Annotated in this window: 24 protein-coding genes, 1 tRNA gene and 1 riboswitch; of the genes, 15 read left to right on the plus strand and 10 right to left on the minus strand. The window is 71.3% G+C overall.

Features of this window, described 5'->3' with window-relative positions:
* Position 1: 1 nt before the first annotated feature.
* On the minus strand, positions 2-1,384 hold the full coding sequence (locus tag ABZ810_RS37715) for a xylan 1,4-beta-xylosidase (RefSeq protein ID WP_358411561.1): 1,383 nt from the start codon (positions 1,382-1,384) through the stop codon (positions 2-4).
* 168 nt (positions 1,385-1,552) lie between these two features.
* A complete protein-coding gene (locus ABZ810_RS37720) occupies positions 1,553-2,632 on the minus strand; it encodes a GNAT family N-acetyltransferase (protein WP_358411563.1) in 1,080 nt (359 codons plus the stop codon).
* A gap of 192 nt (positions 2,633-2,824) precedes the next feature.
* On the opposite strand from ABZ810_RS37720, the gene ABZ810_RS37725 reads away from it, so the two are divergent.
* Positions 2,825-3,190, plus strand: coding sequence for a BlaI/MecI/CopY family transcriptional regulator (locus ABZ810_RS37725; RefSeq protein ID WP_358411565.1), 366 nt, complete (start codon positions 2,825-2,827; stop codon positions 3,188-3,190).
* Positions 3,187-4,059, plus strand: coding sequence for a M56 family metallopeptidase (locus ABZ810_RS37730; protein ID WP_358411567.1), 873 nt, complete (start codon positions 3,187-3,189; stop codon positions 4,057-4,059). Before ABZ810_RS37725 ends, ABZ810_RS37730 begins: the two co-directional genes overlap by 4 nt.
* 7 nt (positions 4,060-4,066) lie before the next feature.
* Here ABZ810_RS37730 and ABZ810_RS37735 read toward each other — a convergent pair whose 3' ends face one another.
* Positions 4,067-4,771 (minus strand): response regulator transcription factor, encoded by a 705-nt coding sequence (locus tag ABZ810_RS37735; protein WP_358411569.1) that lies wholly within the window; start codon positions 4,769-4,771, stop codon positions 4,067-4,069.
* A 139-nt stretch (positions 4,772-4,910) separates the two neighbouring features.
* Here ABZ810_RS37735 and ABZ810_RS37740 point away from each other — a divergent pair, with 139 nt between their 5' ends.
* The 4 genes from ABZ810_RS37740 to ABZ810_RS37755 all read left to right on the plus strand — a co-directional run bounded on the left by ABZ810_RS37740 (position 4,911) and on the right by ABZ810_RS37755 (position 7,914).
* On the plus strand, positions 4,911-5,342 hold the full coding sequence (locus tag ABZ810_RS37740) for an ABC transporter permease (protein ID WP_358411571.1): 432 nt from the start codon (positions 4,911-4,913) through the stop codon (positions 5,340-5,342).
* Positions 5,343-5,813: 471 nt separating this feature from the next.
* Positions 5,814-6,422, plus strand: a complete 609-nt coding sequence (locus tag ABZ810_RS37745) for a dihydrofolate reductase family protein (RefSeq protein ID WP_358411573.1) — start codon at positions 5,814-5,816, stop codon at positions 6,420-6,422.
* 26 nt (positions 6,423-6,448) lie between these two features.
* Positions 6,449-6,850, plus strand: coding sequence for a VOC family protein (locus ABZ810_RS37750; RefSeq protein WP_358411575.1), 402 nt, complete (start codon positions 6,449-6,451; stop codon positions 6,848-6,850).
* A 347-nt stretch (positions 6,851-7,197) separates the two neighbouring features.
* Positions 7,198-7,914, plus strand: coding sequence for a recombinase family protein (locus tag ABZ810_RS37755; RefSeq protein ID WP_358411849.1), 717 nt, complete (start codon positions 7,198-7,200; stop codon positions 7,912-7,914).
* A gap of 46 nt (positions 7,915-7,960) precedes the next feature.
* Here ABZ810_RS37755 and ABZ810_RS37760 read toward each other — a convergent pair whose 3' ends face one another.
* Together ABZ810_RS37760 and ABZ810_RS37765 are read right to left on the minus strand one after the other, a co-directional pair.
* Positions 7,961-8,485, minus strand: a complete 525-nt coding sequence (locus ABZ810_RS37760; RefSeq protein ID WP_358411577.1) for a hypothetical protein — start codon at positions 8,483-8,485, stop codon at positions 7,961-7,963.
* Between the two features lie 428 nt (positions 8,486-8,913).
* A tRNA-Pro gene (locus ABZ810_RS37765) sits at positions 8,914-8,987 on the minus strand.
* 449 nt (positions 8,988-9,436) lie between these two features.
* On the opposite strand from ABZ810_RS37765, the gene ABZ810_RS37770 reads away from it, so the two are divergent.
* Positions 9,437-9,997 (plus strand): hypothetical protein, encoded by a 561-nt coding sequence (locus ABZ810_RS37770; RefSeq protein ID WP_358411579.1) that lies wholly within the window; start codon positions 9,437-9,439, stop codon positions 9,995-9,997.
* Here the strand turns inward: ABZ810_RS37770 and ABZ810_RS37775 are convergent.
* From ABZ810_RS37775 to ABZ810_RS37795, 5 genes are all read right to left on the minus strand, one after another.
* Positions 9,979-10,461 (minus strand): GNAT family N-acetyltransferase, encoded by a 483-nt coding sequence (locus ABZ810_RS37775; protein WP_358411581.1) that lies wholly within the window; start codon positions 10,459-10,461, stop codon positions 9,979-9,981. The two genes, ABZ810_RS37770 and ABZ810_RS37775, sit on opposite strands and share 19 nt — an antisense overlap.
* Positions 10,421-11,806, minus strand: a complete 1,386-nt coding sequence (locus ABZ810_RS37780) for an aminotransferase class I/II-fold pyridoxal phosphate-dependent enzyme (RefSeq protein WP_358411583.1) — start codon at positions 11,804-11,806, stop codon at positions 10,421-10,423. The genes ABZ810_RS37775 and ABZ810_RS37780 overlap by 41 nt, the downstream gene beginning before the upstream one ends.
* Before the next feature lie 63 nt (positions 11,807-11,869).
* Entirely contained in the window at positions 11,870-12,877 is a 1,008-nt protein-coding gene (gene galT, locus ABZ810_RS37785; RefSeq protein ID WP_358411585.1) for a galactose-1-phosphate uridylyltransferase, read from the minus strand.
* 153 nt (positions 12,878-13,030) lie between these two features.
* Entirely contained in the window at positions 13,031-14,308 is a 1,278-nt protein-coding gene (locus tag ABZ810_RS37790) for an ion channel protein (protein WP_358411587.1), read from the minus strand.
* A gap of 3 nt (positions 14,309-14,311) precedes the next feature.
* Positions 14,312-14,890 (minus strand): DUF6069 family protein, encoded by a 579-nt coding sequence (locus ABZ810_RS37795; protein ID WP_358411589.1) that lies wholly within the window; start codon positions 14,888-14,890, stop codon positions 14,312-14,314.
* Between the two features lie 334 nt (positions 14,891-15,224).
* A riboswitch (cyclic di-AMP (ydaO/yuaA leader) is annotated at positions 15,225-15,376 on the plus strand.
* Between the two features lie 12 nt (positions 15,377-15,388).
* Between ABZ810_RS37795 and ABZ810_RS37800 the strand changes: the two genes are divergently transcribed.
* From ABZ810_RS37800 to ABZ810_RS37835, 8 genes are all read left to right on the plus strand, one after another.
* Positions 15,389-16,159: a CHAP domain-containing protein gene (locus tag ABZ810_RS37800; RefSeq protein ID WP_358411591.1), complete on the plus strand. Its 771-nt coding sequence runs from the start codon at positions 15,389-15,391 to the stop codon at positions 16,157-16,159.
* 216 nt (positions 16,160-16,375) lie between these two features.
* Positions 16,376-19,303, plus strand: coding sequence for a CDP-glycerol glycerophosphotransferase family protein (locus ABZ810_RS37805; RefSeq protein ID WP_358411593.1), 2,928 nt, complete (start codon positions 16,376-16,378; stop codon positions 19,301-19,303).
* Positions 19,287-20,570: a glycosyltransferase gene (locus tag ABZ810_RS37810; protein WP_358411594.1), complete on the plus strand. Its 1,284-nt coding sequence runs from the start codon at positions 19,287-19,289 to the stop codon at positions 20,568-20,570. The genes ABZ810_RS37805 and ABZ810_RS37810 overlap by 17 nt, the downstream gene beginning before the upstream one ends.
* 142 nt (positions 20,571-20,712) lie before the next feature.
* Positions 20,713-22,764 carry a SpoIIE family protein phosphatase gene (locus ABZ810_RS37815; protein ID WP_358411596.1) on the plus strand — a complete coding sequence of 684 codons (2,052 nt, stop codon included), beginning with the start codon at positions 20,713-20,715 and terminating at the stop codon, positions 22,762-22,764.
* A gap of 54 nt (positions 22,765-22,818) precedes the next feature.
* A complete protein-coding gene (locus tag ABZ810_RS37820; RefSeq protein WP_358411598.1) occupies positions 22,819-24,054 on the plus strand; it encodes an acyl-CoA dehydrogenase family protein in 1,236 nt (411 codons plus the stop codon).
* Positions 24,051-24,833: an SDR family oxidoreductase gene (locus ABZ810_RS37825; protein WP_358411600.1), complete on the plus strand. Its 783-nt coding sequence runs from the start codon at positions 24,051-24,053 to the stop codon at positions 24,831-24,833. Before ABZ810_RS37820 ends, ABZ810_RS37825 begins: the two co-directional genes overlap by 4 nt.
* Positions 24,834-24,849: 16 nt before the next feature.
* Positions 24,850-25,479 (plus strand): TetR/AcrR family transcriptional regulator, encoded by a 630-nt coding sequence (locus ABZ810_RS37830; RefSeq protein WP_358411602.1) that lies wholly within the window; start codon positions 24,850-24,852, stop codon positions 25,477-25,479.
* Between the two features lie 12 nt (positions 25,480-25,491).
* The gene (locus ABZ810_RS37835; RefSeq protein WP_358411603.1) at positions 25,492-26,646 is read left to right on the plus strand and encodes an acetyl-CoA C-acetyltransferase; all 1,155 of its coding nucleotides are present in this window, start codon (positions 25,492-25,494) and stop codon (positions 26,644-26,646) included.
* Positions 26,647-26,710: the final 64 nt, after the last annotated feature.

A 26,710-nucleotide genomic window follows, 5' to 3' on the forward strand; every position in this document is an offset into this window, starting at 1 on the left:
CCTATCGCTTCGTCCAGCGGACCTCGTACGGGCCCAGCTCGATGGCGTCTCCGTCCACCTCGGTCTTGATCTGCCGGTCGGTGGTGTTGACCGCGAGCATGCGGTCGTCCTGGGCGAGCACGCGGACCGCGCGGTTCGAGGAGGTGACCTCGGCGAGCCTGCTGCCGGGCTTGAACCACCGAGAGAAGTTCTGCAGGAGCTCGAGGACCGGGGTAGGGCGACCGCCGTTCGCGTCGGTGGCGCTCGGCCACAGGCATCCGGCGCAGGCGCCCGCACCGGTCGTTTGCGGGTCCCAGTACAAGGCCGTGGAGGCTCCGCCGCGCACGAACTCCATCATCGCCACCGCTTGTACGGCGCGCCGCCGTTGCTCCGTCCAGCCGGACGCGTCGGGCTCGATGTACCACTCCGCCCACCAGATCGGCAGGTCGCCGTCGAGAGTGCGCAGCCATCGCGTCACGTCAGCGAACTTGGCGGTGAGCGCGAACTCGTTGGGACGGATCTCACGCTGCACTGGGAAGGTGTGTCCGTCGACCACCATGAAGTCGGCGCCCTCCTTGTGCTTCATCCAGTACCGCACGGCGTCGATCGCGCGCTGGTCGAGGCTGCCCCAGGAGCCTCGGACTTCGGACTTCGGACCTGCGTAGCCGGGCGCATCGCTGTTCATGGCCATGTACGGGCCGCCGACCTTGATGTCCTCGTCGACGTTCTTCAGCGCGGTGTAGACCTTGTTGTAGAACGTCGTGTAGCCCTCGTAGTCCCAGCGCTGGAGCTGCGGATTCCAGAAGCCCTTGAACTCGTTCCAGACCGTGTAGTGCTTCACGTCGGGATACCGGCGAGCCACCTCGGCCGCCAGCTTGGCGAAGTCATCGAAACGCTCAGGTACGGGCGCCATCTCCAGGCGCGACCAGTCGGTCGTTCCCGCGGGGCCGCCCTTCATCCAGTCCGGTGCGCAGCACAACGTGATCGACGGCGTGCCCTTGGTGTCGCGGATGAGCTGGATCCGGCGGTCCAGCGATGCGAAGTTGATCGGGCCCGGTGCCGGCTGGGGATTGTCGGCGCCCCACCCCATGATCGCTTGAGCCTGGACGACCGGCCGCTGGCGCAGGGCGGCTCGCACCGCAGGAGCCTGCTGGCCGACGTCGCTGTTCTGGGTCTGGGTGAAACCCCACGCGGGCCAGGACTCGGGGGCGTTCCCTCCTACCCGCACGCCCGACTGCCGTGTCATGACCGCGTACATCGTGGTCGCGATGAGGAGTCCCGCCAGCGCGAATCCCAACGCGATCAGGATGGTCCTGCGGCGACTGCCGGGGAAGACGCCGGCCGTGCGCGTCCCCGCCGGAGGCCCTGCGTGGAAGGGGGACGTCTGCCGAGTCGAGTTCTCCATCTGGGGCTCCCCGTGGGCTTTCATGGTGAGGCGGCAAGGTCTGCCACATGTGTAGTAGTGGAGACGGGCGACGGCTCGGCCGGGTTCGAGCCGTGCCACAGATGTCACCGCCGCGCCAGAGTTTGCTGCGCGAACACCCGGCGTTCCGTGACGGACGCCGGGGGAGGGTCACCGGGCTCGGAGCCTGGCGGTGCGGCGGAGGGTGCGGTCGGCCAGTCCATAGAGCCGCTCGTTGCGCAGGATGAACGTTTTGGCCCGGTCGGCAGGAGTACGCCGGGTCCAATGGACGGCGCCGGCGGCGGTGGGGCGCCGGACGCAGCCCTCCGAGACGGTCACCGTCCTGCTTTTGAGCTGCTGCTTGTAATGCCAGTCGACGCCGGGCCCCAGGTCGATGCTCCGAATGCCGGTGTCCGCGGCGGCCCTCGCCATGTGCAGGTGCTGCACCAGGCCGGGCGAGTACTTGGCGACGTCGGTGTCATAGGCGGGAAACCAGCTGATCATTGCCCCGCCGGTGCGCAGACCGAAATGCCCCGCGATCGGCCTGCCGTCGGCGTACAACATCGAGAGCACACCGGCGAAGCCGTCCGAACGGGTCTGGTGGAGGCGTTCGACGAGATCGACGACCCAGGGCTGGGCGAAACGGTCGGCCCTGCCCTTGCCGCGATACTGCGCGGACTTCCACGTGCGCACCAGCCGCAACTGCTCTTCGTCGCGGACATCGAAGTCGAAGGTGACCTCACCGATCTCCCGGCCAAGACGGCGTTCCTGGTAGCGCAGTGACTTGGCCAGCTTCGCCGAGCGTGTTCTGAGCTCCGCCAGGTAGGACTCGTAGCCGCGCCCGAGATCCATGACCACCGAGTCGAGATGGAGGCGTTCGCCGGCGCTGAACCAGCGCTGGCCCTCGACCAGGCAGCCGAACTCCCACACGTCCAGCCCGCACCGCTTGAGCAGCTCGCGAGCGTCCAGTTCGGCCCCCGGCGCGTACACGATTCCCTGGCAGGTCGACAGCCAGCCGCCGATGGGTTTGCCCACCCGGAGCCGGTGACGTTCGAAGGGGAAGAACGCGATCGGGTCATCGCCGTCGGACACCACGGCCACCTCCGCGTCCTTGCGGGCGTGGCCGACGGCGATGGCGAACTCGGGCGAGAGGAACGGGTTGTCGAGATGAGGCTGGGCGGCCTGCATCTTCCGCCAGGCCCCCATCTCAGAGTCGCGCAGTTCCATGGGGGACACGAGGGAGACCTTCATGACGACTCCAGATGCTCGAACGGGAGAAGACCGGAGGATCACTACTACACGTGTAGGAGTATGCTACTACACGTGTAGCCGCCGTCTCGGTCTGCGACCGGAACGCATGGCCATCGGTGGCCGGACCCCGTCGCCACCAGACAGCTACACTCGTAGCACCCTGGACCCCTTCGACGCCCTGAAGGGCGGATTGTGGCAAGACGACAGCTCGGCAAACGCGAGGCGGAAGTCCTCGCCTCGCTCGCGGCGGCGAATGGATTCATCGCTGTGTCGGCATTGCGGGACCGTCTGGACGGGGACCCGGCGTACACGACCGTCAACACGATCCTCACGCGCCTGTTCCGCAAAGGGCTCGTCGAACGGACGCTCTGCGGGCGGCACTACGAGTACAAACTCGCGGTGAACGAGTCGAAGCTGGTGGCCGACCGCATGCACGAACACCTGCGGTACGCGCACGACCCCTCCGACGCCCTGGGCGCGTTCGTCCAGAACCTCAGCGTGGCGGAGGCCAAGGCTCTGCGCGAGATCCTCGCCGGGCTGGGAGATGAGAAGTCGTGAGCTGGCTGAGCGTCGCTCCGGTCGCCGCGGCCATGCTGGTCGCCGTCGTCCTGGGCCGTGTCACGCTTCCGTTGCATCCCTCGTGGACAGCGCGGCTCCTCGCGACGGTCGCAGGTGCGCTGGTCGTCATCCTCGCGGGGAGCGTGGGGATTCTGGCGCTGGGTTACGTCCTGAGCTTCTCGTCCCCGGCCGCCGGGCTCGTGCCGGCGTGGTGGCTCCCCGGCGACCACTACCGGGTGCCGCATGTCCTCGGCCTGGGAGCCGTCGCCTTCCTGTGCCTGCGCCTGCCGGCGATCGTCATGGTCATTGTGAGGAGAGCGCGAGAGCTCAGGGCGGCCCAGGCCGCGGCGGCCACGGTGGTGGACAGCGACATTCCCTTCGCCTTGGCCGTGCCTGGGCGCCGGGGCGGAGTTCTGGTCTCCCGAGGGCTTCTCAAGGGCCTCAACGGACCCGAGCTCGAAGTCGTCTTCCAGCACGAGCGCGCACATCTGCGGTACCGCCACCACCACTACCTCTACATGGGTGCGCTCGCCCGGGCGCTCCTGCCTTCGCTGGAACCGCTGAGCCTGCGCCTGCGCTATGCGCTCGAGCGGTGGGCCGACGAAGAGGCCGCCGACGCCGTGAACGATCGCGAGCTGGTGGCGCGAACGATCGGCAAGGTGGCGCTGGCCCAGACATCGCCGAGCGCCGGAGAGGCCGCCTTCGCCGATTGGGGAGTCCCCGGCCGGGTCCAGGCCCTCCTCACCTCCGCTCCTGGCAAGAACACGGTCACCGGCCCTTGCGTGGTCGGCGGTACCGGCCTCGCCGGCAGCGGCCTGGCCTCCACCGCGCTTCAGCTGGACCACGTGCTCGCGTTCGTCCTCCTCTGAACACGGGTCATTCCGCATGACGCCGGCCGGTCGTTCCCTGGGGCGTCTCGGACGTGTCATCGAGGGGGCGGTTGATGCCGGTCTCGTGAGCGAAGATCACTGCTTGGACACGATCACGGAGCCCGAGCTTGAGCAGGATCCGTTTCACATGCGCCCTGATGGTCGATTCCTCGACGACGAGGGCGGCGGCGATCTCGCGGTTCGACAGACCGCGGGCGATGAGCTCCAGGACCCCCCGTTCTCGAACGGTCAGGCTGGAGAGCCTGGCCTGGTCGGCGAGGTCGGGGGCGGGTTGCCGGGCCATGCGGTCGATCACGCGCCGGGTGACCGAGGACGAGAGCAGCGAGGCACCGCCGGCGACGGTGTGGACGGCGGCGATCAGATGCTCGGGCCGGGTGCGCTTGAGGAGGAAGCCGGACGCGCCCGCGCGCAGAGCGCCGAAGATGTAGTCGTCCTGTTCGAAGGTCGTGAGGATGAGGATCCTCACGCCAGGGACCTCACGCGAGAGTTCGCGGGTGGCGCCGATCCCGTCGAGACCGGGCATCCGCACATCCATCAGGACCACATCGGGTTTGAGGCGGCGTGCTCCCCGCACGGCCTCGCGCCCGGTCGACGCCTGCCCGGCGATCTCGATGGTGGGGTCGGCCGTCAGGAGCTCGATGAGTCCCGCCCGCATCAGGTCGTCATCATCGGCGATCAGCAGTCGTGTCACGTGTCGTGCCGTCCGTAGGGGAGCCGCGCCTTGAGGCGGAAGACGCCGCCGGCCCGTTCGATGGCGAGGTCACCGCCGATCAGATTCGCTTGTTCGCGCATGGTCCTGGGTCCGCAGTCGGGCGCTCCTGGTCCTTCTCGTGGTCGCCCTGCCCCTGGGGCTGGTCGGTGCCATCGGTTTGGCCTCCACGATGAGCACCAACATTCTCGACCGGCCCCGCGAATTCGGAGTCATGCACGCCATCGGGGCCAGCCCGAGAACGGTCCGCCGCATCGTCGTCGCCGAAGGCGTCTTCCTCGCCGTCACCAGTTGCATAGTGGCGGCCGCACCAGCCCTCGCCCTCACCGGCGTCCTCGGGACCGGCCTCGGCAACCTCTTCATGAAGGCACCGCTGCCCTACCGCGTCTCCCCGCTCGCCGTCACGATCTGGATCGCCCTGGTCATCCTCGGCGCCATCCTCGCCACCGACGCCGCCGCAACCCGCGCATCCCGCATCACCGTCCGCGAGAGAGGCCCGGGTCTATACGATCAACGGCTCTGGCACGATTCCGGTGGTGCTGGTGGGGGTTAGTTCAGCAGGATCATCTGTCTGAGCACGGCTCGACGAGCCACCGCACGTCGGGCACGACACCGCTCCCGGACGGGCCCTCGCCGTCACCCGGATGACTCTGCCCTCGACCACCACCCGGTCGACCAGCACCGCCTCAACCAGAGGAGGAAACACCATCGCCACGAAGTCCGAATCACATTAGGAACATCCTGCGCCGGGTAACCCACCGTCACCACCGGAATCGTGCCAGAGCCCTTGGAGGGATATTCCCGATGACCTCTTGCGCGGGCTCGCGCGGGGGTTACACGGGGATCGGTCGATCACAAGGTCGTAGGTCTGCCGGGCGTTGCTGAGCGCCATGCGGCTGTAGATCTCCAGAGGAGGCGATCGAGCTCGAACCCTCACGGATCACGGTCGGTCGCGACCGATGAGTTCTCCGCCCGCCCGCGGTCTCTCCTGGCAGAACGGCATGATCGACGAGGCGGAGGCGAAATGGGCAAGGTTGTTGCGCAGGCATCGGTGTCTCTGGACGGGTTCATCGCGGGGCCGGGCGGTTCGGGATTCGACCGCCTGTTCGCGTGGTGCACCGCGGGGGATGTGGCGACGCCGTCGGCGCAACCCGACCGGCTCACGTACCGCACCTCGGCCGGGACGGCAGGCTATCTGCGCGACACGATGGCGCGCACCGGAGCCTTGGTGGTCGGCCGGGGCCAGTTCGATCTGACCGGTGGCTGGAGCGGGTCGCATCCGATCGGGGACGTGCCCGTGTTCGTGGTGACCCACCGGCCACCGGAGGGCTGGGTGAATACCGTCACCCCGTTCACCTTCGTCACCGACGGCGTCGAGTCGGCGGTCCGGCAGGCGGTCGCGGCCGCCGGCGCGCGCGATGTCGGCGTCGGCCCGGGGAGCCTGGTCGGCCAAGCCCTGGACCTGGGGTTGCTGAACGAGTTGCGGCTGGACCTGGTGCCGGTCGTGCTCGGCGGCGGTGTACGCATGCTGGACGGCGTCGGGTCGGTGCCGGTCGACTTCGGCGACCCCGAGGTGATTGCCGGCGTCGGGGTGACACACCTGATCTACCGGCGTTCGGTTCCCACCACCTGATCTGATTTCTACCTGGAGTGTGCGTGATGACACAGATGAAGTTCGAACTCGTACCGGTGCCGGTCGCCGACGTGGACCGCGCCAAGGCCTTCTACACCGACAAGCTCGGGTTCGCGGTCGACGTGGACATCGAACCCGTGTCGGGGACGCGGGTCGTGCAACTGACCCCACCGGGGTCGGCGTGCTCGATCTTGTTGAGCACCGGACTCCCGGGCATCGCGGAGATGACGCCGGGCTCACTGCGCAGCCTGCATCTGGTGGTCGCCGACGCGCGCGCCACCCGCGCCGAGCTCGCCGCGAAGGGAGTCGACGTGGGTGAGGTCGACGAGCACGAGGGCGCCATGCTGTTCGTGCCGTTCGCGGACCCCGAAGGCAACACCTGGCTGCTCCAGGAGATGCCGTGGCGCTCCGCCGACTTCACGCCCTGACCGTTGCGGTGGGGCCGACAGCTCGGCCTCTCCGCCGTTTGCGCCCCGGCGACGGGCCGGCGCCCGCCCGTCACCGCTACGTACCCCGATCCGGGTCGAGGTCCAGGCCACCGCGAGCGGCCGCTGGATCGTGTGCATGATGGACCGGCCACGCTCACTACTGGGGGCGAAACCGACCGACTACGCCCCCTCGCTCGATCCAATCAGAACTCAGCGCCCGACCTGCCGAAACCGGGCGCCGATCCAATCAGATCCGATGCCCACTTCCGCCCCTCCTTTTCGCCCGCTGAAGTGGCCATCAGAGCCCGCCGGACACCTCCCCGGGCCACCTGCGGGGAAGGAACCTGATCGGGTTCCGCTCGGTCGCCGACGTCCTCGCCCTGCGCCCCGTGCTGATCCGCCGCGGCTTGCACCTGCGAGTGGAGTCGGGGCTGCTGTCGGGGATCGACCTGGCCGCCGACGATCCCGGCACCAAGATGATGGTCAACGTGCTGGCCTCGGTGCTGGAGTTCCAGCGCGACATGATCAGTGAGAACACCCGCCAGGGCGTCGCCGCCGCCGATGCCTCCGGCAAGACCCTCGGCCGCCCAACCGCGCTTGCCCCGGACAAGGCCGCCGAGGTCGTCACCGCCTACTCTCAAGGCGCCGCCGTCAAGGCCCTGGCCCGCGAGCATCACGTCGCACCCAAGACCATCCGCCGCGTCCTGGACGCCGCTCACGCCCGCCAACTTCCCGACCAGCTCGACGCGCTGCCCGTTCCCGACGAGCCGTCCGGCCCTGCCGCGGACACGCCCGTGACGCTCGACCTGCCTGGCCTGCTCGCCGGCCACCTGCGGACCGCCGGCGACGACACCATCCGCAAGGTGCTCATCTGGGGGCGGATCATCCGCCGTGGCAAGGGCTACTCCATCCGTCTCACCATGCCGCTCGAACTCCACCACGCCGCGCTGCAACAGAGCGCAGCCCTCGCCGCCGAGGGCGCCGGGCCGGGCGAACGCAAGGCCTACCGGGTGTACGCCACCCGCATCACAGCTGCTCAACAGCAGAGGACGTCCGGCGACTAACCACGCCGCCTCGCCGGGCTCACCAGCCCTTGGCCGTACTGATCCGCTACCGCGGGCTCGTTTGGGGCTCATGACACGGTTTTACCGGCACCCCTACATGCACCGGGTCGACAGGTGGGACGACAACGCCGCCGCCGGGCTGCTCTGATGACCTCGAACCAGCGGGGCCGGCCCGCACGACCACCGGGCAGCCTTGCCGGGCGCCCCGGATGGCGCGCCAGCGCTCAGCCTGTGCTCCTTCGATCGGCCCTGCCGTGCACCATCCATCCCCGCAGGTCAAGGTCGCATCCAGCATTTCGCGGGTCGCCCACTGGCCCAGCACGCTGCCGGCGGCCAGCAGCTGCTCTTCGCGCCCGGCGGCGGTGAGCACCAGCTCCACCCTCGCGACCTGTATCTCCTCGCCGACGCCCCCCGCCGGCAACTGCGTGCAGGTCGCGGCCGGTGGCAGATCCACGCAGATGTGGTACCAGCGACGCTCCACCCCCCACGCGCCGGTCACCAGGCCCCACGCGCCGGTCACCAGGCCCCACGTGCCGGTCGGGTAGTCGCCCTCCTGCGGGCCGGCCTCCACCCGCCTGCCGGTCAGATCCTCTACGACCTGCCCTCCCTGCTTGACGAACGTGGGGTTGTGTACAGGCTTCTGGCGCTGTTGGGGGCGACGCGTTCCCGTAGCAGGGGAGGTTAGCCTCGGGCTTTCAGCACCAGCCGTCCCGACGACCAAAGGAAGGAGACCACCGGGCCCGTGGAACTCCGCCCACCCAGCGCGACAGCTGGGCACCAACGCTGACCGGCACTGAAAACGTCAGTCGGCCAGGTCGCTACGCGACCCGGCCGACCTCACGAAAGATCGAGGCTAGGGAGCCGCGCCCAGGTGTGCCCGGGGGAAGACATGAGCCAGTGACGCGCTCCTAAGCCATCGGAGGCCTAGTTACTCAGTTAGTTACTCAGAACGCAACAAAAGCCGGATCCGAACAGTCGAATCCGGCCTCTGAGCTTACGTCGGGACGGCGGGATTTGAACCCACGACCCCTTGACCCCCAGTCAAGTGCGCTGCCAAACTGCGCTACGTCCCGGTGCCCGGCTGAGCGGGCGTGATTACTCTAGCGCAGTCTGCGCACTCATGCGTACCGAGATACGGCGTGGTGGGTGTCGTACCTGATCACGGTGGATCTGGTAGGCATGCGGGGTGATCTCGGTGATGGTGCGTGGGCGGCTCGTGGCGGTGCTGGGAGCTGGAGGGCTGCTCCTCTGCGGGTGCAGTGGGGGTGAGGGGCCCGCGGTTTCGGCTGGTACGTCCTCGGCGGCTCCGGTGAAGAGCCCGACGGCGAGTGCCAGGCCTTCGGTGGCTCCCCGGAAGGTCGTGGTGCCTGCGGGGGTGCGGGCTTCTTATGTCGTTTATGACTGGAAGGCTCGGAAGGTCTTGCAGGCTTACCAGACGCGGCAGACGGTGCGGTCGGCTTCGGTGGTGAAGATCCTCATTGCTTTGGACGCGCTGGGGCGGGGGTCGGACGAGCGTGGGCTGATGGGGAGGATGCTCCGGTCCAGTGATGATGGGGCGGCCACGCATTTCTGGAAGGCCGGCGGGCAGGGCGCGATCATCCGGAGGATGGGGGCCGAGGCGGGGCTGACGGAGACGGCGCCGCCGCCCGCGGACAAGCCCGGGTTCTGGGGGTACACGGCGTTGAGCGCGGGGGACGTGCTCAAGACGTACCGGTACCTGCTGGAGAGGGCGCCCAAGGAGCATCGGGAGTTCGTGGTCGGGCAGCTGCGGCGGGCGACGCAGTGCGGGACGGACGGGTTCGACCAGTACTTCGGGATTCCGCGGGTGGTTCCGCGGCCGTGGGCGGTCAAGCAGGGGTGGTCGGGGTTCGGGGACGTGCCGGCGGTCCGGTGCAGGGAGGGGACGTTCCGGGGGGTGTCGGGGCCTTACCTGGGGGTGGGGCGGCCCGTGCTGCACACGACGGGGATCGTGGGGGACAAGATCTTCGTGGTGCTGACGTTGCAGCCCGCGGGGAGCTCGTTCCGGGCGGCGGCCGAACGGGTGAACAGGCTGACCCGGGACCTCTACAGGGCGTCGCGCTGACGGGTCTCGGTGCGGAACGGGCGCAGGCCGCGGGCGCGGTAGTTGGGCAGGGCGTTCGGGTGGTCGAGCGTCGAGGTGTGCAGCCAGACGCGGCGCGGTGAGAACGACCAGGCCTTCTGGAGCGTGAGGGTCAGCGCGTAGGCGCCCAGGCCGCGGCCGACGAACTCGGGGACGAGGCCGAACGTGGTGACCTCGACCTCGGAGAACGCCAGCGCGTAGCGGGCGAGGCCGGCGTTCTCGGCGCCGGAGGTGATGACGTACGCGTGGGCGTCGGGGTCGTGGAGGTAGGCGGCCCATTGCGGCTCGGAGAAGGTGACCGTGCCCCATCGGTACGGGGTGCCGATGCGGAGGTTGAGCGCGCGGTGCGTTCCGGGGGTGGCCGGGGTGAGCGTCAGCGGGCGGGGCGTTGCCGGGACGAGGTCGTCAGGGCTGGTCATCTCCAGGTAGGTGACGGTCTCGCGCATTGAGCTCCCTCGCGATGAGGTCGACGTCGGCGTCGCTGGTGCGCCAGTTGCTGAACGCGGCACGCAGGGCGGGGATTCCCTTGTAGACGGTGGGGGTCAGGAACGTCGTGCCGGACGCGGTCAGGGAGCGGATGACCGTGTCGGGGTCGGTTCGGGCGGGGGCGAAGCAGACCACGTTGAGGCGTACGGGGGAGAGCAGCCGCCAACCGGGGGAGAGGAGGGACGCCAGGCGGTGCGCCTGGGCGATGTTGCGCTCGACGATGGAACGGTGGCCCTCCAGGCCGTACGCGCGCAGGGCGAACCACGCGGGGAGCGCGCGGAGGCGCCGGGAGTTCTCGGGCGTGAGGTGGACGAAGTCGGGGTCGGCGGTGGGCAGGCCCAGGTAGGCGGCGGCGTTCTGGAAGACGCGCACCTGGAGGTCGCGGCGGCGGGTGAGCTGGATGGCCGAGTCGTACGGCACGTTCAGCCACTTGTGGAGGTCGACGCAGATCGAGTCGGCCAGGGTGAGGCCGGCGGTGAGGTGCGCGTGGGCGGGGGAGAGGGCGGCGAACGCGCCGAACGCGGCGTCCACGTGCAGCCAGAACGGGTGGCGCTCGCGGAGCGCGGCGATGGCCTCGAGGTCGTCGAAGTCGACGGTGTTCACGGTTCCGGCGTTCGCGATGACGATGGCGGGGCCGGGGGCGGCGGCGAGCGCCTCGGCCAAGGCGTCGACGTCGATGGCCTCCCGGTCGGGGAGGGTGGGGACGAGGTGGAGGCTGTCGCGGCCCATGCCGAGCATGGAGAGGGCCTTGTAGGCGCTGGAGTGCGGGGTCGCGGAGTAGACCCGGCACCCGTTCAGGGCGGAGACGCCGGCGTCGGCGACCGAGATCCCCTGCTGCTCGCCCAGCCATTCGCGGGCGATGGCCAGGCCCACCATGTTCGACATGGTGGCGCCGGAGACGAACGCGCCGGAGTGCTCGGCGGTGATGCCGAAGAGCTCGCGCAGCCAGGAGACGGTCTCGCGTTCGAGGTCGGACGCGGCGGAGTCGAGGCTGGGGGCCGCGTTCTGGTCGAGGACGCCGGTGAGCCAGTCGCCGGCCAGGGCCGCGGGGGTGGTGCCGCCGGTGACGAAGCCCAGGTAGCGGGGGCCCGCGCTGCCGGAGAAGCCCGGCTCCCAGCGTTCGGAGAACTCCGCCAGTGCCCCTTCCAGGCCGGCGCCGGCGGGGAGCGGCGAGGGCTTGGCGGGCGGCGGCGGCACGGCGGCCGGGCGGTCGGGGAGGGCGGCGAGAATCTGGACGGCGCGGGCGCGGACGGCCTCGAGCAGGTCGGGCGTACGCGCCAGGTCGCCGGCGAGGCGGGGGTCCATGGAAGGAACGCTAGGGAGCTCGGTCATCGGTGTCTCGATCCAATCCCGGAAAGTGGCCCGCGTTCACGCCTCGCGGAGGCGCCGGGCGGCTTCTTCGGGGGAGACGTCGTTGATGAACGCGCCCATCGCCGACTCCGAGCCGGCGAGGTACTTGAGCCTTCCCGGCGCGCGCTGGACCGAGAAGAGCTCGAGGTGCAGCCAGGCCAGCTCGCGGTCGGTGCGGACGGGCGCCTGGTGCCAGGCGGAGACGTAGGGCAGCGGGAAGCCGAAGAGCCGGTCGAGGCGCCGCAGCACGTCCAGGTAGAGAGGGCCGAAGGCCTCGCGTTCGGCCTCGTCGAGGGCGGGGATGTCGGGGACGCGGCGGTGCGGGTAGAGGTGCACCTCGAACGGGTAGCGCGCGGCGTGCGGGACGAAGGCCGTCCAGTGCGCGTTCGCTGCCACGACCCGGGGGCCCGCGCGTTCGGCGTCGAGCGCCTCGGCGAAGAGGTCGCCGGGGTGGAGGCGGGCGACGTCGAGCATGCGGCGGGTGCGCGGCGGCACGAACGGGTAGCCGTAGATCTGGCCGTGCGGGTGGTGCAGGGTGACGCCGATCGCCTCGCCGCGGTTCTCGAAGCAGAAGACCTGCTCGACGCCGGGCAGCGCGGAGAGCTCGGCGGTGCGGTCGGCCCAGGCCTCGACGACCGTCCGCACCTGGGCGGGCGGCAGTCCGGCGAACGAGCCGTCGTGGTCGGCGGTGAAGCAGACCACCTCGCAGCGCCCGCGCCCCGGGCCGTACGAGGGGAAACGGTTCTCGAAGACGACGACCTCGTAGCCGGACGAGGGGATCTCGGTGGGGTGGCCGGGTGATGACGGGCAGAGCGGGCAGTCGTCGGCGGCCGGCAGGAAGGTGCGGCTCTGGCGGTGGGCGGCCACGGCCACCCATTCGTCCAGCAGCGGGTCGTGGCGGAGTTCGGACGCGGGCGCGCGATCGGGCAGCGGCCGGGTGTCGGCGGCGCTCCGGTCGGCGTCGTCGCGGCGGTCGAAGTAGATCAGTTGGCGCCCGTCGGCGAGGCGGGTGACGGTGCGCCTCATCGCGCGCCTGCTTCGATCATGAAACTAGCCTGCCACGAACGGCGGTCGCGGCGCGTGCGCATTCCGCGACGGCTGCCTCGCCACCGGACGGTGGCCCACCTCCGAAGGGCGGCCCCACCTGCGAACGGCGGCCTCGTCACCGGACGGCGCGCCTCATGCCAGGCCGGCGGCGGGCTTCGCCCCGGCCGGCTCGTGCCCGCCCCCGACCAGCATCTCGGGCCGTCCGGTCGCCAGCAGCCACGCGGGCAGGATGGCGACGCAGAGCACCGGCAGCAGCTTCGCGTCCCCGACGATCGCCAGCGCCGCGAACAGGCTCAGCCAGCCCTGCCGGGTGACCGCGACGAGGACGCCGAGCACGCCGCAGGTGACCGCGAGCGACACCGGGATCGTGTTCACGAGGGTGACCGCGAGCATGCCGATCGCCACCCCGGCGAACATGGCCGGGAAGATCCGGCCGCCCCGGAACCCGCAGGTCGCCGCGATGACGAGGGCGGCGAGCTTCACGACGATGATCAGCACCAGCGCCCCGGCGGAGTAGGGCGGCGCGTGGGCCAGCAGCTCCCCGGTCTCCGCGAGGCCCTTGAAGAGCGTGATCTGGCCGCCGATCATGCCCAGCACCCCGAGCAGGACGCCGCCGGTCGCGATCATGACGAACGGGTGGCGGATCCGCCGGAAGAGCGCGTGCGCGTGCGGGAACGCGTACACCGCGGCCAGCCCGATCACGCACGCGGCCAGCGTGATCAGCACCGAGCTCAGCAGGTCGGCGAGCGCGGGGCCGCGGTACGCGGGCAGGTCGAACGCGATCATCGGATGGGACAACCACGCCGTCGTCAGCGCCCCGGCCGCCGCGGCGACCAGCGGGGCGAACAGCCGGTCCCACAGGGGCACGCCCGGCTTGCCGAGCGGCATCTCCGACAGGATCAGCGCGGCGGCCACCGGTGTGCCGAACAGCGCGCCGATCGTCCCCGCCGCGGCCATGGCCAGCCAGCTCTCGCCGGAGATCGCGGGCACCAGCCGGACGCCCAGGGCGAACGCGAGCGCGATGTTGACGGCCGTGATCGGGTTCTCCGGCCCCAGGCTCACCCCGCCCGCCAGCGCGAACGCGGTGACCACCAGCAGGCTCGGCACCACCGCGACCGGGATCGGCGGCCCGACCAGGCCCTCGGTCGCCGGGTCGGGACCGGCGTGCCCGGGGACCTTCCAGACCACCAGCCCGACCGCGATGCCCGTCAGGGTCAGGACGACCAGCGTCCACCAGGGGCTCTCGCCTGAGGCGCCGAACACTCCCGGGAGGCCGTCCCACAGGACGTCCTGGAGACCCTCGGCGACCGCGTCCAGCGCGAGCAGCACGAGGCTGGACCCGATGCCGACGAGCAGCGCGGGGACCGCGAGCGGGAGCAGCGCCCGCGCCCGGCCGGTGAGAACGGCCACCCGTCAGGCCCTGGCGGGGCCGCGGACGGCCGAGGCCGCCACGGAGGTGAGCAGCATGCCGATGGCCAGGCCCGTCGCGAACGCGATGGACGCGCCCGCGAGCTTGCTGGACAGGCTCATCCCCGTGGTGAACGGCCACAGGATCGCGATCAGCGTGGCGAGCATCACGATCCAGACGAAGAACTGCCGGGGTGCGGGCGTCGTCACCAGCAGCAGGTGCAGGATCCCGGTGGCGGCCAGCGCGGCGAGCGCGCCGATGCCGGCGATCCGGGCGGCCGTGGCGTCCATCACCCGGTACTCCCCGTCCGGCAGCCACACGGGGATGTCGAAGAGCCCGCGGGCGATGAAGAGCCCCACGATGCCGACGGCGGCGGCCACGACGGCGGTCGCGACCCCGCCCGCCCAGAGCCGGCCCGCGTTGACCGGGGGCCGCCGGGACCCGCGCGCCGGAGGGCCGGCCGGCGCGGTCTCCGGATACCGTCCGCCGGGGTCGGGATACCGTCCGGGTTCCGGATACTGCCCGCCGGCGTCGGGATAGCGCCCTCCCGCGTCCGGATACTGCCCGCCTGAGTTGTACGCCATGATCGGTTGGTTCCCGGCGGACCGGGGCCCGGCGACGCCTTGACCACAATCTTGACCAGGACTTGGGCGACTCGGGAATGACCGGGGCCGGTGCCCACGTTGGGGTCTCATGACCTCGCGAGACCAATTCTTGGTACTGGTTTGCCATCTCGTGAGAGTTTGATACCTTCTGTCCGAATCTAGCGACGCGCTCCATGCGTTGCGACGGTCTCGTGCCCCATCTGGCCTTGACCCCCGACCATGGCCGCATTACCCGGCCATGACCCGCGCGGCGTGTGATCCGCGCCCCCTCGTATATCGAGATCCATCCGAATAGCCGGGTGCCGCAGTCCGCGGCACCCTCTGGCCGAGTCCGCATCCCCCCTCACAAGGATGCGGAGCCGGGGACCCACTTTCAGGGGTGAATCGGCGCTCCTCAGCGTGCGCCGTAGGGCTCTTCCATGCCCGAATCCGTCAGCTAACCCGGTAGGCGACATGGGAGTTAGGGAGTTCTCTTTCATGCTCGATCGCAACACCGTGAAGACGGCGTCCGACACCGTCCGGGCCAAGCTCGCGTCGGACGACCCGAACACCGCCGTGGGCGTCGCCGTGGGCGCCGTCCTGGTCGGCGCCCTCGGGCTCGCCGTCCTCAACCCCTTCGGTGTCGGCGCCACCGCCGACACCCGGCCGGACGCCCAGGTCGCGGCCGGTGCGGCGCACGCCCCCGAGGCGGCCAAGAAGGCCGGGGCCGGGAAGAAGTCGGCCCCGAAGAAGCTGACCAGCTCCGCCGCGGCGATCAAGCTCGCGATGAAGCAGGTGGGGATCAGGGAAGGCAGCAACGGCCAGACCAAGTTCCACGACTGGTACATCGGGACCAACGAGGCCAAGCTGACCGCCAAGCGCGACGGCGGCCGGGTCGCCCAGTACAACGGCGCCGCCTGGTGCAACATGTTCGTCTCCTGGGTCGGCGCGCAGACCGGCGTCAAGGGAATGGGCTGGGACGCCTACACCGTCCAGCACGCCAAGTGGCTGGAGAAGCAGGGCCGCTGGGGCCAGACGGCCAAGCCCGGCGCCCTGGTCTTCTTCGACTGGCAGAACGGCTCGTCCGGCGGCATCGGTGGCATCGACCACGTCGGAATGGTCGTCAAGGACAACGGCGACGGCACCGTTTCCACCGTCGAGGGCAACATCAGCAACTCGGTGGTGAAGAAGACCCGGTCCAAGTCCTCGATCGTCGGCTACGGCTACCCCGACTACGCCGACTACAAGAAGGGCCCCTCCAAGGCCTGACCCGAGGCTTGACCCAAGCTTCTCCCCACGGGCCTGCCCTCAAGGCCCACCGGAAGGCGCCCGGCTCCCCGGCCGGGCGCCTTCCGGCGTATCCGCCCTGGTGGGAGCGGGCGGGTAATGCGAATCATTCGGACGCTTTGCCCGTCCTTAGCGCCACGATCCGAGTTTCTGGAAAGGAACACGGCAAATGGTGCAGTTGTGGGAGGGGGCGCCCGGATGCCGGTACGGCCGGATGTCAGTGTCGTCGTGATCGGTTACAACGACGCCGCCCGGCTGCCGCGCGCGGTCGGCTCGGTACTGGACCAGTCGCTCGGCGGTGTCGAGGCGGTCGTCGTGGACGACGCGAGCACCGACGGGACCGGCGAGCTCGCCGACGCCCTCGCGGCCCAGCACCCGCACCGGGTGCGGTCGGTCCGGCTGCCCGCCAACTCCGGCGGCTGCGGCGTCCCGCGCAACGTCGGCGTCGAGCACGCCCGCGGCCGGTACGTGATGTTCCTCGACAGCGACGACAGCCTGGACCGGCACGCGTGCCTCAACCTGCTGGCGGCCGGCGAGGAGAGCGGGGCCGACCTGGTGTCGGGGCTCTGCACCCGGATCCTGCTCGATCCCCGCCGCGACCGCCCGTCCAAGGAACGTGCCTGGTACCCGTGGCTGTACGCGCGCCGCGCGGTCTACAGCGGGCTGGAGGACAACCCCAACCTGCTGTACGACACGCTGTCGACCAACAAGGCCTACCGCCGCGAGTTCCTGGAAGATCACGGGCTGCGCTTCGTCGAACGCCTGCACTACGAGGACCTGCTGTTCTCCGCCGAGGCCTACCTGGCCGCCGAGCGCACCGCGCTCATCCCGCACCGCGTCTACAACTGGTACGTCGAGCCCAAGGCGGCCACCGCGCCGTCGATCTCCAACCGCCGCGCCGAGCTGGCCAACTTCGCCGACCGCCTGGAGATCCACCGCCGGATCGACGCGCTGTTCCGGCTGCGCGGCGCGTACGAGCTGAAGCGGGCCAAGGACGCCAAGTTCGTCAACCACGATCTCCTGCTCTACCTGCGCGACCTGCGCGACCGCGACACCGTCTACCGCGCCGGCTTCCTGGAGCTCGCGGCCGCCTACCTGGCCGAGCTGGAGCCGCGGGTGTTCGCCGAGGCCAACCCGGTGCCGGCGATCGCCGCGTTCCTGGTGCGCGAGCGCGACCTCAACGGGGCGCTGGCCGCCGCCGAGTACGGCCGCGGCAAGCGGCTGGAACTGCGCACCGAGCTGCGCGAGCACGACGGCCGGATCTTCTGGGGCACGCGCCGCGCCGACAGCGCCCTGGCCCGCCGCGTCCTCGACGTCACCGGCCTCGGCCTGCACCAGCGTCCGCTCCGCGAGATGTCGCTCGCCAACACGATCACCGAGCTGCGCCTGCGCGGCGGCCGGGCCGGCCTGGAGGGCCTGGTGCTGAACCCGCTGGAGCGGGTGCCCGCGCGCGCCGAGCTCGCCGCCACGCTGGAGCTGAACGACCGGCGCCGCCCGACCCGGGTGCGCCGCGTCCCGGCCACCGTCACGCACGAGGGCGGCCGGATCCGCTGGCGCGCCGACTTCGACCCGCGGGAGCGGCTCCGCCCGTACGGGCTCGCCGACCCGGTGTGGGACGTGCGGCTGCGGCTGGAGGTCGACGGCGAGGAGATCGTCACCCGGCCGGGGGAGGGGACCGGCGGGGGCGCCGCGTTCGACGGCGTCGTGCTGCCCGTGCGCCCGCGCCTGACCAGGCTCGCCGCCGACGGCGCGCGCTCCTACGTCACCGACTCCGGCCATCTGGCGTTCAAGCTCGAAGGCGGCGGCCGGCTGACCCGGGCGACCATGGCCGCGGCGCAGTGGGCCGCCCGCACCGGCGCGGGCCGCCGCGCCTGGGCGGGCGTCCGCAGGACCGAACGGTCGGTACGGCGGACGCTGACCAGCCGCAAGACCAAGATCGCGGTCTTCAACCGGGTGCTCAGCAGGCTGCCCGTCCGCCATGGCAGCGCCGTCTTCGAGAGCCACCTCGGCAAGCAGTACTCCGACAACCCCAAGTACATCTACCGCGAGCTGCGGCGCTCCGGCCCGCCGGTGAAGGCGATCTGGTCGTACGAGTCGTCCGCCCGCGGATTCCCGAAGGACGCGACGCTGGTCAGGCGCGGCTCCTGGGGCTACTTCCTGGCGCTGGCGCGCGCCGAGTTCTGGATCGACAACCAGGGTTTCCCCGACGGCATCCGCAAACGCCCGGAGACCACCTACCTCCAGACCTGGCACGGGTCGGCCCTCAAGACCATGGGGTTCGACCAGCCGGCGCTCAAGAGCGGCACGCGCGGCCAGCGCCAGCGGCTGCGGCGCATGGTCGACCGCTACGACTGCTTCCTGGTGCGCTCGGACCACGACCTGGACACCCTCGTGCCGGGGCTGGGCGTGCGGTCCGAGCTGCTGCCCGCCGGCTACCCGCGCAACGACCCGCTGGTCAGCGGGGGGCGGGGCGATCCCGAGCTGGCCGCCGAGCTCGCCGCGCTGCGCGAGCGGCTCGACCTGACCGGCGACCCGCGCCGGGTGGTGCTGTACGCGCCGACGTTCCGCTCGGGACCCGACGGCCGTCCGGTCCGGGCCCTGGAGCCGCCGGTCGACCCGGCGCGGTTCGCCCGCGAGCTGGGCGACGACCTGCTGCTGCTCGTCCGGCCGCACTACCTGTGCACCGTCCAGCTGCCGCCCGGCGTCCGCGGCACGATGCGGAACGTGGGGAACGTGCCCGACGTCACGCTGCTGTTGCTGCTGGCGGACGGCCTGGTCACCGATCATTCCTCGATCATGTTCGACTACGCGCTGCTCGACCGCCCGATGGTGTTCCACCTCCCGGACGAGGTGGAGCTGGGGCGCGGTTACTTCGACCTGGCCGAGCACGCGCCCGGCCCCATCACCCGCACGGAGGACGAGCTGCTCGCCGAGCTGTCCGTGCTCGCGGCCGGGGGCGACCCGGGGGCGGGACGGCGGCACGCCTTCGCCGGCCGCTTCGGCGAGCACGACCGGGGCGACGCCGCCCGGACGGTGGTCGACCGGGTCTTCCGGGGCGCCAGGACCGCCCGGCGCACCTCCAGGGAAACCTCCAGGAAAAGGAGCCCGCGTGGCCGAGCCTCGTGACGTCTTCATCGTCTGCAACAACACCGACACCATGGGCGGGCTGCAACGCTGGGCGCACCACATGGCCCGCCTGCTGTCGGCGCGCGGGCACTCGGTGACCCTCGTCGGCGTCCACCACGCGCCCGAGCCGCACGACTACGGGCCCGACGACGCCTACCGCGTGGTCACCCTTTACGAGGAATGGAAATCGCCGGTCCTCAAATGGCGGCCGCGGACGATGACCGCACGGCTCGACCTCGCGGCGCGCAGGCGTGATCACCGGCGGACCAGGGAAATGCGGAAGGGCGCGGACCGGCTGACCGCGCTTTTCGCCGCGGCACGTCCCGGCGCGGTGGTCATCGCCGCGCAGATCTGGGCGATGGAATGGGTCGCGCTCGCCGACACGACCGGGCTCAAGGTCATCGGGATGAGTCACGAGTCGTACGGGGCGACCCGCCGCTCGTCGCGGTACGGCCGGGTCAGGGAGCACTTCGCAGGCGTCGACCGGATGCTGGCGCTCACGCCCGAGGACGCCGACGCCTGGGCGCGGGACGGCATGACCAACGCCGACCACATGCCGAACCCGCTGCACGTGTCGCCCGGCCGGTTCCCCACGCTCGGCGAGCGGGTCGTGGTCTGCGTCGGGCGGCTCTCGTACGAGAAGGGCCTGGACATGATGCTGGAGGCGTGGGCGGACGTCGCGCCCCGGCATCCCGGCTGGCGGCTGCGGCTGTACGGCGGCGGCCCGCAGGAGGACGAGCTGCGCGAACGCGCCGAGCGGGCCGGGATCGCCGGCTCCGTCGAGTTCCGCGGGGTCACCGCCGACGTCGAGGCGGCACTGGCCGGGGCGTCGATCTTCGCGCTGCCGTCGCGCGACGAGGGCCTGCCCCTGTCGGTGCTGGAGTCGATGGCCTACGGGCTGCCGTCGGTCGCGTTCGACTGCGCGCCCGGCGTCCGCGAGCTGATCACCGACGGCGCGGACGGGACGCTGGTGCCGCCGGGGGACACCGCGGCCTTCGCGGCGGCGCTCGGCCGGCTCATGGACGACCCGGCGGCGCGGCGGACGATGGGCGCGCGGGCGCGCGAGTCGGTGCTGCGTTTCCACCCCGATCTCGTCCTCGACCGGTGGGAACGGCTCTTCGCCCTCCTGCACCGTGATCCGGGTGCCATTCCGGTGCAAATTGGTCGAAGGGCTCAGGTCGACGGTGAATTTCCCGCGCCGTTGCCCGAAGGGGCGGCGACGGGCCCTCCGGCCCGCAACGAAGAGATTCTCGGGGTTGATTCGTGACCTGACCTTTAAGCGAGCAATGCTCTAGCTTGTTCCTCGGTGTAACCATTTGGTGGTCCGTGGACGCGAGTGTCGGGAATCGGTCCTATATTTCTGGGATGCGGATTCTGCTGGAGCATGCCGACGGACGGGGTCAGCCGGGATGAAGATGCCCGACCTGAACGAGCTGCGGGCGGCCATGCGCGACAGGGCGGTGGTGGCCGAGGCCCGCGTGGTGCTCGCGGACCGGCTCGGCTGCCACGAGGCCGAGGCGTTGCAGCACCTCATCTGGCTCGCCAGGGACCTGGCCATGGGCCTGGAGGAGACGGCGGAGCTGCTCGTCGCGCACGGGCCCGCCGGCCGGGGCGGCTCGCACCCGCCCGAGCAACTGCCGACCCGGGAGAGCCTCCTGTCGTCCATCGCGGCGGCCCGCCAGGAGATCGTCGCCGGGCACCCCGCGAGCGCCGAGCAGGAGGCCGCGGACGCCGCCGGGGGCCGGGGCGGCGACGGCGCCGAGGATCGTGACGCGGCCCCGGCAGCCACCGCGGCCTCGGTCGGCGCCTTCGCCGCGGCCACGGCGCCCGCAGCCGGCGCGCTCGACGACGACGGCGCGCCGCCCGCCGTCGAGGAGGTGCTCAACAGGCTGACCGCGGAGGACACCGCCGGCGACGCCGACCTGCTGGCCGCCGTCCCCGACGACCCGGCCGCACGGGCGGTGATCGAGTCGGCGCTCGGCTCGGCCAGCCTCCTGGTGCCGGTCCGGGCGGAGGACGGCCACGTGGTCGACTTCCTGTACGCGGTGAACGGCGAGGCCAACGAGGACGTCTTCGGCCGCCCGCCCGGGGAGCTGATCGGGCAGCGGCTGCTGCGCACCGATCCGGGCTCGCTTCTCAACGGCATCTTCCCCAGGTACGTGGAGGTGCTGGAGACCGGCCGCCCGTACGCGCGCGAGCCGTTCGACTACACGACCGTGCACCACGGGACCTCGCGTTCGGTCCGGATGAGCCTGCGCTGCGTCCGGGTGCCGACCGGCATCTGCGTGAGCTGGCGGTTCCATGACGAGGAGGAGCGGATCCGGCGCCGGCTCGACCGCTCCGAGCGGCTCGCCAGGATCGGCTTCGGCGAGTGGAACCTGGCCACCGACGAGACGGACTGGTCGCCGCAGATGCTCGCCAACTACGGGCGCGGCCCGGAGGACTGCCCGGTCGGCGGCGACGACTTCCAGAAGATCGTCGACCCCGCCGACCTGCCGCTGTTCGAGCAGGCCGTGCACGTCCTGCTCAAGCGCCGCGAGCCCGTCCAGGTCGAGTACCGGATCCGCACCCCCGAGGGCGCGAACCGCCATCTGTGGCTGCACGCCGAGCCGACGTTCGACCGCGCGGGCATGCTGACCGGGATCAGCGCGCTGACCCAGGACGTCACCAGCCGCCGCTCGATGGAGGGCGCGCTGGCCGAGACCCGCCGCGACCTGCTCCGCCTCCAGGGCGAGAGCGCCCGGGAGCGGCAGGTGGCGCTGACGCTGCGGCGCGCGGTGCTGCCGCCCGACCAGGTGCTCGCGGGCGCGCCCGGGGTGCGCGCCGCGGTCCGGAGCATCCCGGCCGAGAACACCGCCCGCATCGGCGGCGACTGGTACGTGACGCGGGTGATGCCGGACGGCCGCTCGCTGTTCGCGATCGGTGACGCCAGCGGTCACGGGTTGTCCGCCACCGCCGACATGGCGCGCATGCGCAACGGGCTGCTGGGCCTCGCCTACACCGGCGAGGGCGCCGGGCACCTGCTCGGCTGGCTGAACGACCTGGTCAACGATCTGGGCCCCGCGACCACCGGCACGGCGGTGGTCGCGCAGTTCGACCCCGAGAGCGGGGAGCTGACCTGGGCCGCCGCCGGGCACCCGCCGCCCATCCTGGTCCGCGACGGCCGGGCCCGCCGGCTGGAGGTCCGCGGCGAGCCCGACCCGCTGCTCGGCGCGTTCCCCGGGATGGACTACGCGACCACGACGACCCGGCTGGAGACCGGCGACCTGCTCGTGGTCTACACCGACGGGCTGGTCGAACGGCGCCGCAGCGACCTGGACCTCCAGATCGACAAGCTGGCGCGGATCGCCGCGGAGGGGCACGGCGACGACCTGCACCACGTTCTCGACGACATCATCGACCGCATGGGGCACGACCGCCTCGCCGACGACACCACGCTCTTCGCGCTGCGCGTCGCCTGATCCCGCACTCCGGGGCCACGATTCTTTCTAACAAGTGTTTGGTAGAGTCGCCCCGTGAACCAGAACGAGACCCCCGAGGACCGGGCCTTCCGGGCCGAGGTCCGCGACTGGCTCGAGGACAACCTGTCCGGCGAGTTCGCGCACGCCCGCGGGCTCGGCGGCCCCGGGCGCGAGCACGAGGCCTTCGAGGAACGGCTCGCCTGGGAGCGGCACATGGCCGCGGCAGGCTGGACGTGCGTGGGCTGGCCGCGGGAGTACGGCGGCCGCGGCGCGAGCGTCGAGCAGCAGGTCATCTTCAACGAGGAGTACGCGCTCGCCGAAGCCCCCGCCCGGGTCGGCCACATCGGCGAGAACCTGCTCGGCCCGACGATCATCGCGTTCGGCACCGACGAGCAGCGCGCCCGCTTCCTGCCGCCGATCGCCGCCGTCGAGGAGTTGTGGTGCCAGGGCTACTCCGAGCCCAACGCCGGCTCCGACCTGGCCAACGTGCAGACCCGCGCCGTCCTGGAGGACGGCGGCTGGCGCGTCAACGGGCAGAAGGTGTGGACCTCCCTCGCCGTGGAGTCCGACTGGTGCTTCGTCGTCTGCCGTACCGAACCGGGCTCGGTGCGCCACAACGGGCTGTCCTACCTCCTGGTCCCGATGAGGCAGGACGGTGTCGACATCCGGCCCATCGTGCAGCTCACCGGCACCTCTGAGTTCAACGAGGTGTTCTTCGACGACGCGCGTACGGACGCCGGCAACATCGTGGGCGCGCCCGGCGACGGCTGGAAGATCGCCATGGCCACCCTGGGATTCGAGCGCGGCGTCGCCACGCTCGGCCAGCAGGTCGGCTTCCGCCGCGAGCTGGAGGGCGTCATCGAGCTGGCCCGCCGCACCGGCGCGATCGACGACCCGCTGCTGCGCGACCGGCTCACCCGCTCCTGGATGGGCCTGGAGATCATGCGCCTCAACGCCACGCGCACGATGGCGGGCGTGGCGGCCGGGGCGCCCGGCCCCGAGTCGTCCATCTCCAAGCTGGTGTGGGGCCAGTGGCACCGCGACCTCGGCGAGCTGGCCATGGACGTCCTCGGCGCGTCCGCCCTCGTCGCGGACGGGAGGCGGGGGCGGGCCCCCGACAGGGGGACGGAGGAGACACAGCCCTACGACCTGAACGACTGGCAGCGGCTCTTCCTCTTCTCGCGTTCCGACACCATCTACGCCGGGTCCAACGAGATCCAGCGCAACATCATCGCCGAGCGTGTCCTCGGCCTTCCGCGTGAGCCCAAGATCAGAGAGGCCCGCCCGTGACCCCGCCGCCCCCGTACGTTCCCGGGCACGACCTGCTCAAGGACCGCGCCGTCGTCATCACCGCCGCGGCCGGCGCCGGGATCGGCGGCGCGACCGCCCGCCGCTGCCTGGAGGAGGGCGCCCGCGTGGTGATCTCCGACGCGCACGAACGGCGCCTGGGGGAGTCGGCCGCGGCCCTGGAGAAGGAGTTCGGCGCCGACCGGGTCGCCGCGCTGCCCTGCGACGTGACGTCAGAGGAGCAGGTCCAGGCGCTCTACGACCTGGCGATCGAACGGTTCGGCCGCATCGACGTGGCGGTCAACAACGCCGGCCTCGGCGGCACCGCCGACCTGGTCGACATGGAGGACGAGGCGTGGAGCCGCGTCCTCGACATCACCCTCAACGGCACGATGCGCTGCACCCGCGCCGCCCTCCGCCACATGCGCGGCCAGGGCTCGGGCGTGATCGTCAACAACGCGTCGGTGATCGGCTGGCGGGCGCAGAAGGGCCAGTCGCACTACGCCGCCGCCAAGGCCGGCGTCATGGCGCTCACCCGCTGCGCCGCGCTGGAGGCCGCCGACTTCGGCGTCCGGATCAACGCGGTCTCGCCGTCCCTGGCCATGCACCCGCACCTGGTCAAGGTGACGTCGGAGGAGCTGCTGGACGAGCTGACCCGCCGGGAGGCCTTCGGCCGCTACGCCGAGCCGTGGGAGGTGGCCAACGTTATCGTCTTCCTGGCCAGCGACTACTCGTCCTACATGACGGGCGAGGTCGTCTCCGTCTCCTCCCAGCGAGCCTGATCAGAGAGCCCAGGAAATGAGTCCACGACGGCGCGACGCCGAAGGCACCGCCGCGGCGAGGGCGGAACGGCGGGCCGAGCTGCTCGCCACCGCCGCCGAGGTGTTCGCCTCCCAGGGGTACGCCGCCACCACCGTCCGGAAGGTGGCCGACGCCGCCGGGATCCTCGGCGGCAGCCTCTACTACCACTTCGACTCCAAGGAGTCGATGGCCGACGAGATCCTGTCGACGTTCCTCGACGAGATGTGGGCCGCCTACGAGCGGATCCTCGCCGCCGGGCTCGGCGCGCGCGAGACGCTCGAGGCGCTCGTCGTCGAGTCGTTCCGCTCGATCGACCGGCACCGGCCCGCCGTCGTGATCTACCAGAACGAGTCCAAGCACCTGGCCACCGGCGAACGTTTCCACTACCTCCTCGACTCGCAGCGGCGGTTCGAGGAGATGTGGACCTCGCTGCTGGCCCGGGGCGCCGAGGAGGGCGCCTTCCGCGCCGACCTCGACCGGACCCTGGTCTACCGGTTCATCCGCGACACCGTGTGGGTCGCGGCCAACTGGTACCAGGCGGGCGGGCGGCTGTCCGCCGAAGAGATCGCCAAGCAGTATCTCGCCATGGTCCTGGAAGGGATCCAGGCGAGCTCACCCCCCTCGTAAGGAGACATGCCAATGGCCGAGGCCTACATCGTCGACGCGGTCCGCGCGCCGGTCGGGCGGCGCGGCGGCGGACTGGCCGGGGCGCACCCGGCCGACCTGGGCGCCCACGTCCTGTCCACGCTGATGGACCGTACGAAGGTCGACCCGGCGGCGGTCGAGGACGTCGTCTTCGGCTGTGTCGACAACGTCGGGCCGCAGGCCGGCGACATCGCCCGCACCTGCTGGCTGGCCGCCGGGCTCCCCGAGGAGGTCCCGGGCGTGACGGTCGACCGGCAGTGCGGCTCGTCCCAGCAGGCCGTGCACTTCGCGGCGCAGGCGGTGCTCTCGGGCACCTCCGACCTGGTGGTGGCGGGCGGCGTGCAGAACATGTCGCAGATCCCGATCGCGTTCGCGATGACCGCCGCCGAGCCGCTCGGCTTCGACAAGGGCCCGTTCGCCGGCTCCAAGGGCTGGGTGCGCCGCTACGGCGACGGCGAGGTCTCGCAGTTCGCCGGGGCCGAGCGGATCGCCCGCGACTGGGACATCTCCCGCGAGGAGATGGAGGCGTTCGCCTACGAGTCGCACCAGCGCGCGATCCGCGCCATCGACGAGGGCCGCTTCGAACGTGAGATCGCCCCGTACGAGGGGGTCACCACCGACGAGGGGCCGCGCCGCGACACCACCCGGGAGAAGATGGCGGGCCTGAAGACGCTGGTCGAGGGCGGCCGCCTCACCGCCGCGCTCTCCTCGCAGATCTCCGACGGCTCCGCCGCGCTGCTCATCGCGTCCGAGCAGGCCGTGCGCGACCACGGCCTCACGCCGCGGGCCCGCATCCACCACATCTCGGCGCGCGGCGAGGACCCGATCCGCATGCTCTCCGCGCCCATCCCCGCCACCGCGTACGCGTTCAAGAAGACCGGCATGACCATGGCCGACATCGACGCCATCGAGATCAACGAGGCGTTCGCGTCGGTCGTGCTGGCCTGGCTGAAGGAGACCGGCGCCGACCCCGCCAAGACCAACCCCAACGGCGGCGCGATCGCGCTCGGCCACCCGCTCGGCGCCACCGGCGCCCGCCTGATGACCACCCTCCTGCACGAGCTGGAGCGCACCGGCGGCCGCTACGGCCTCCAGACCATGTGCGAGGGCGGCGGCCAGGCCAACGTCACCATCCTCGAACGCCTCTGACCCCGCCATCCGCCGACCCGGAGTCCGGTATCGGCCGTTGACCGACTCGATGACCGGTTGTACG

This window comes from Spirillospora sp. NPDC047279, assembly GCF_040643285.1.
Taxonomy (GTDB): domain Bacteria; phylum Actinomycetota; class Actinomycetes; order Streptosporangiales; family Streptosporangiaceae; genus Spirillospora.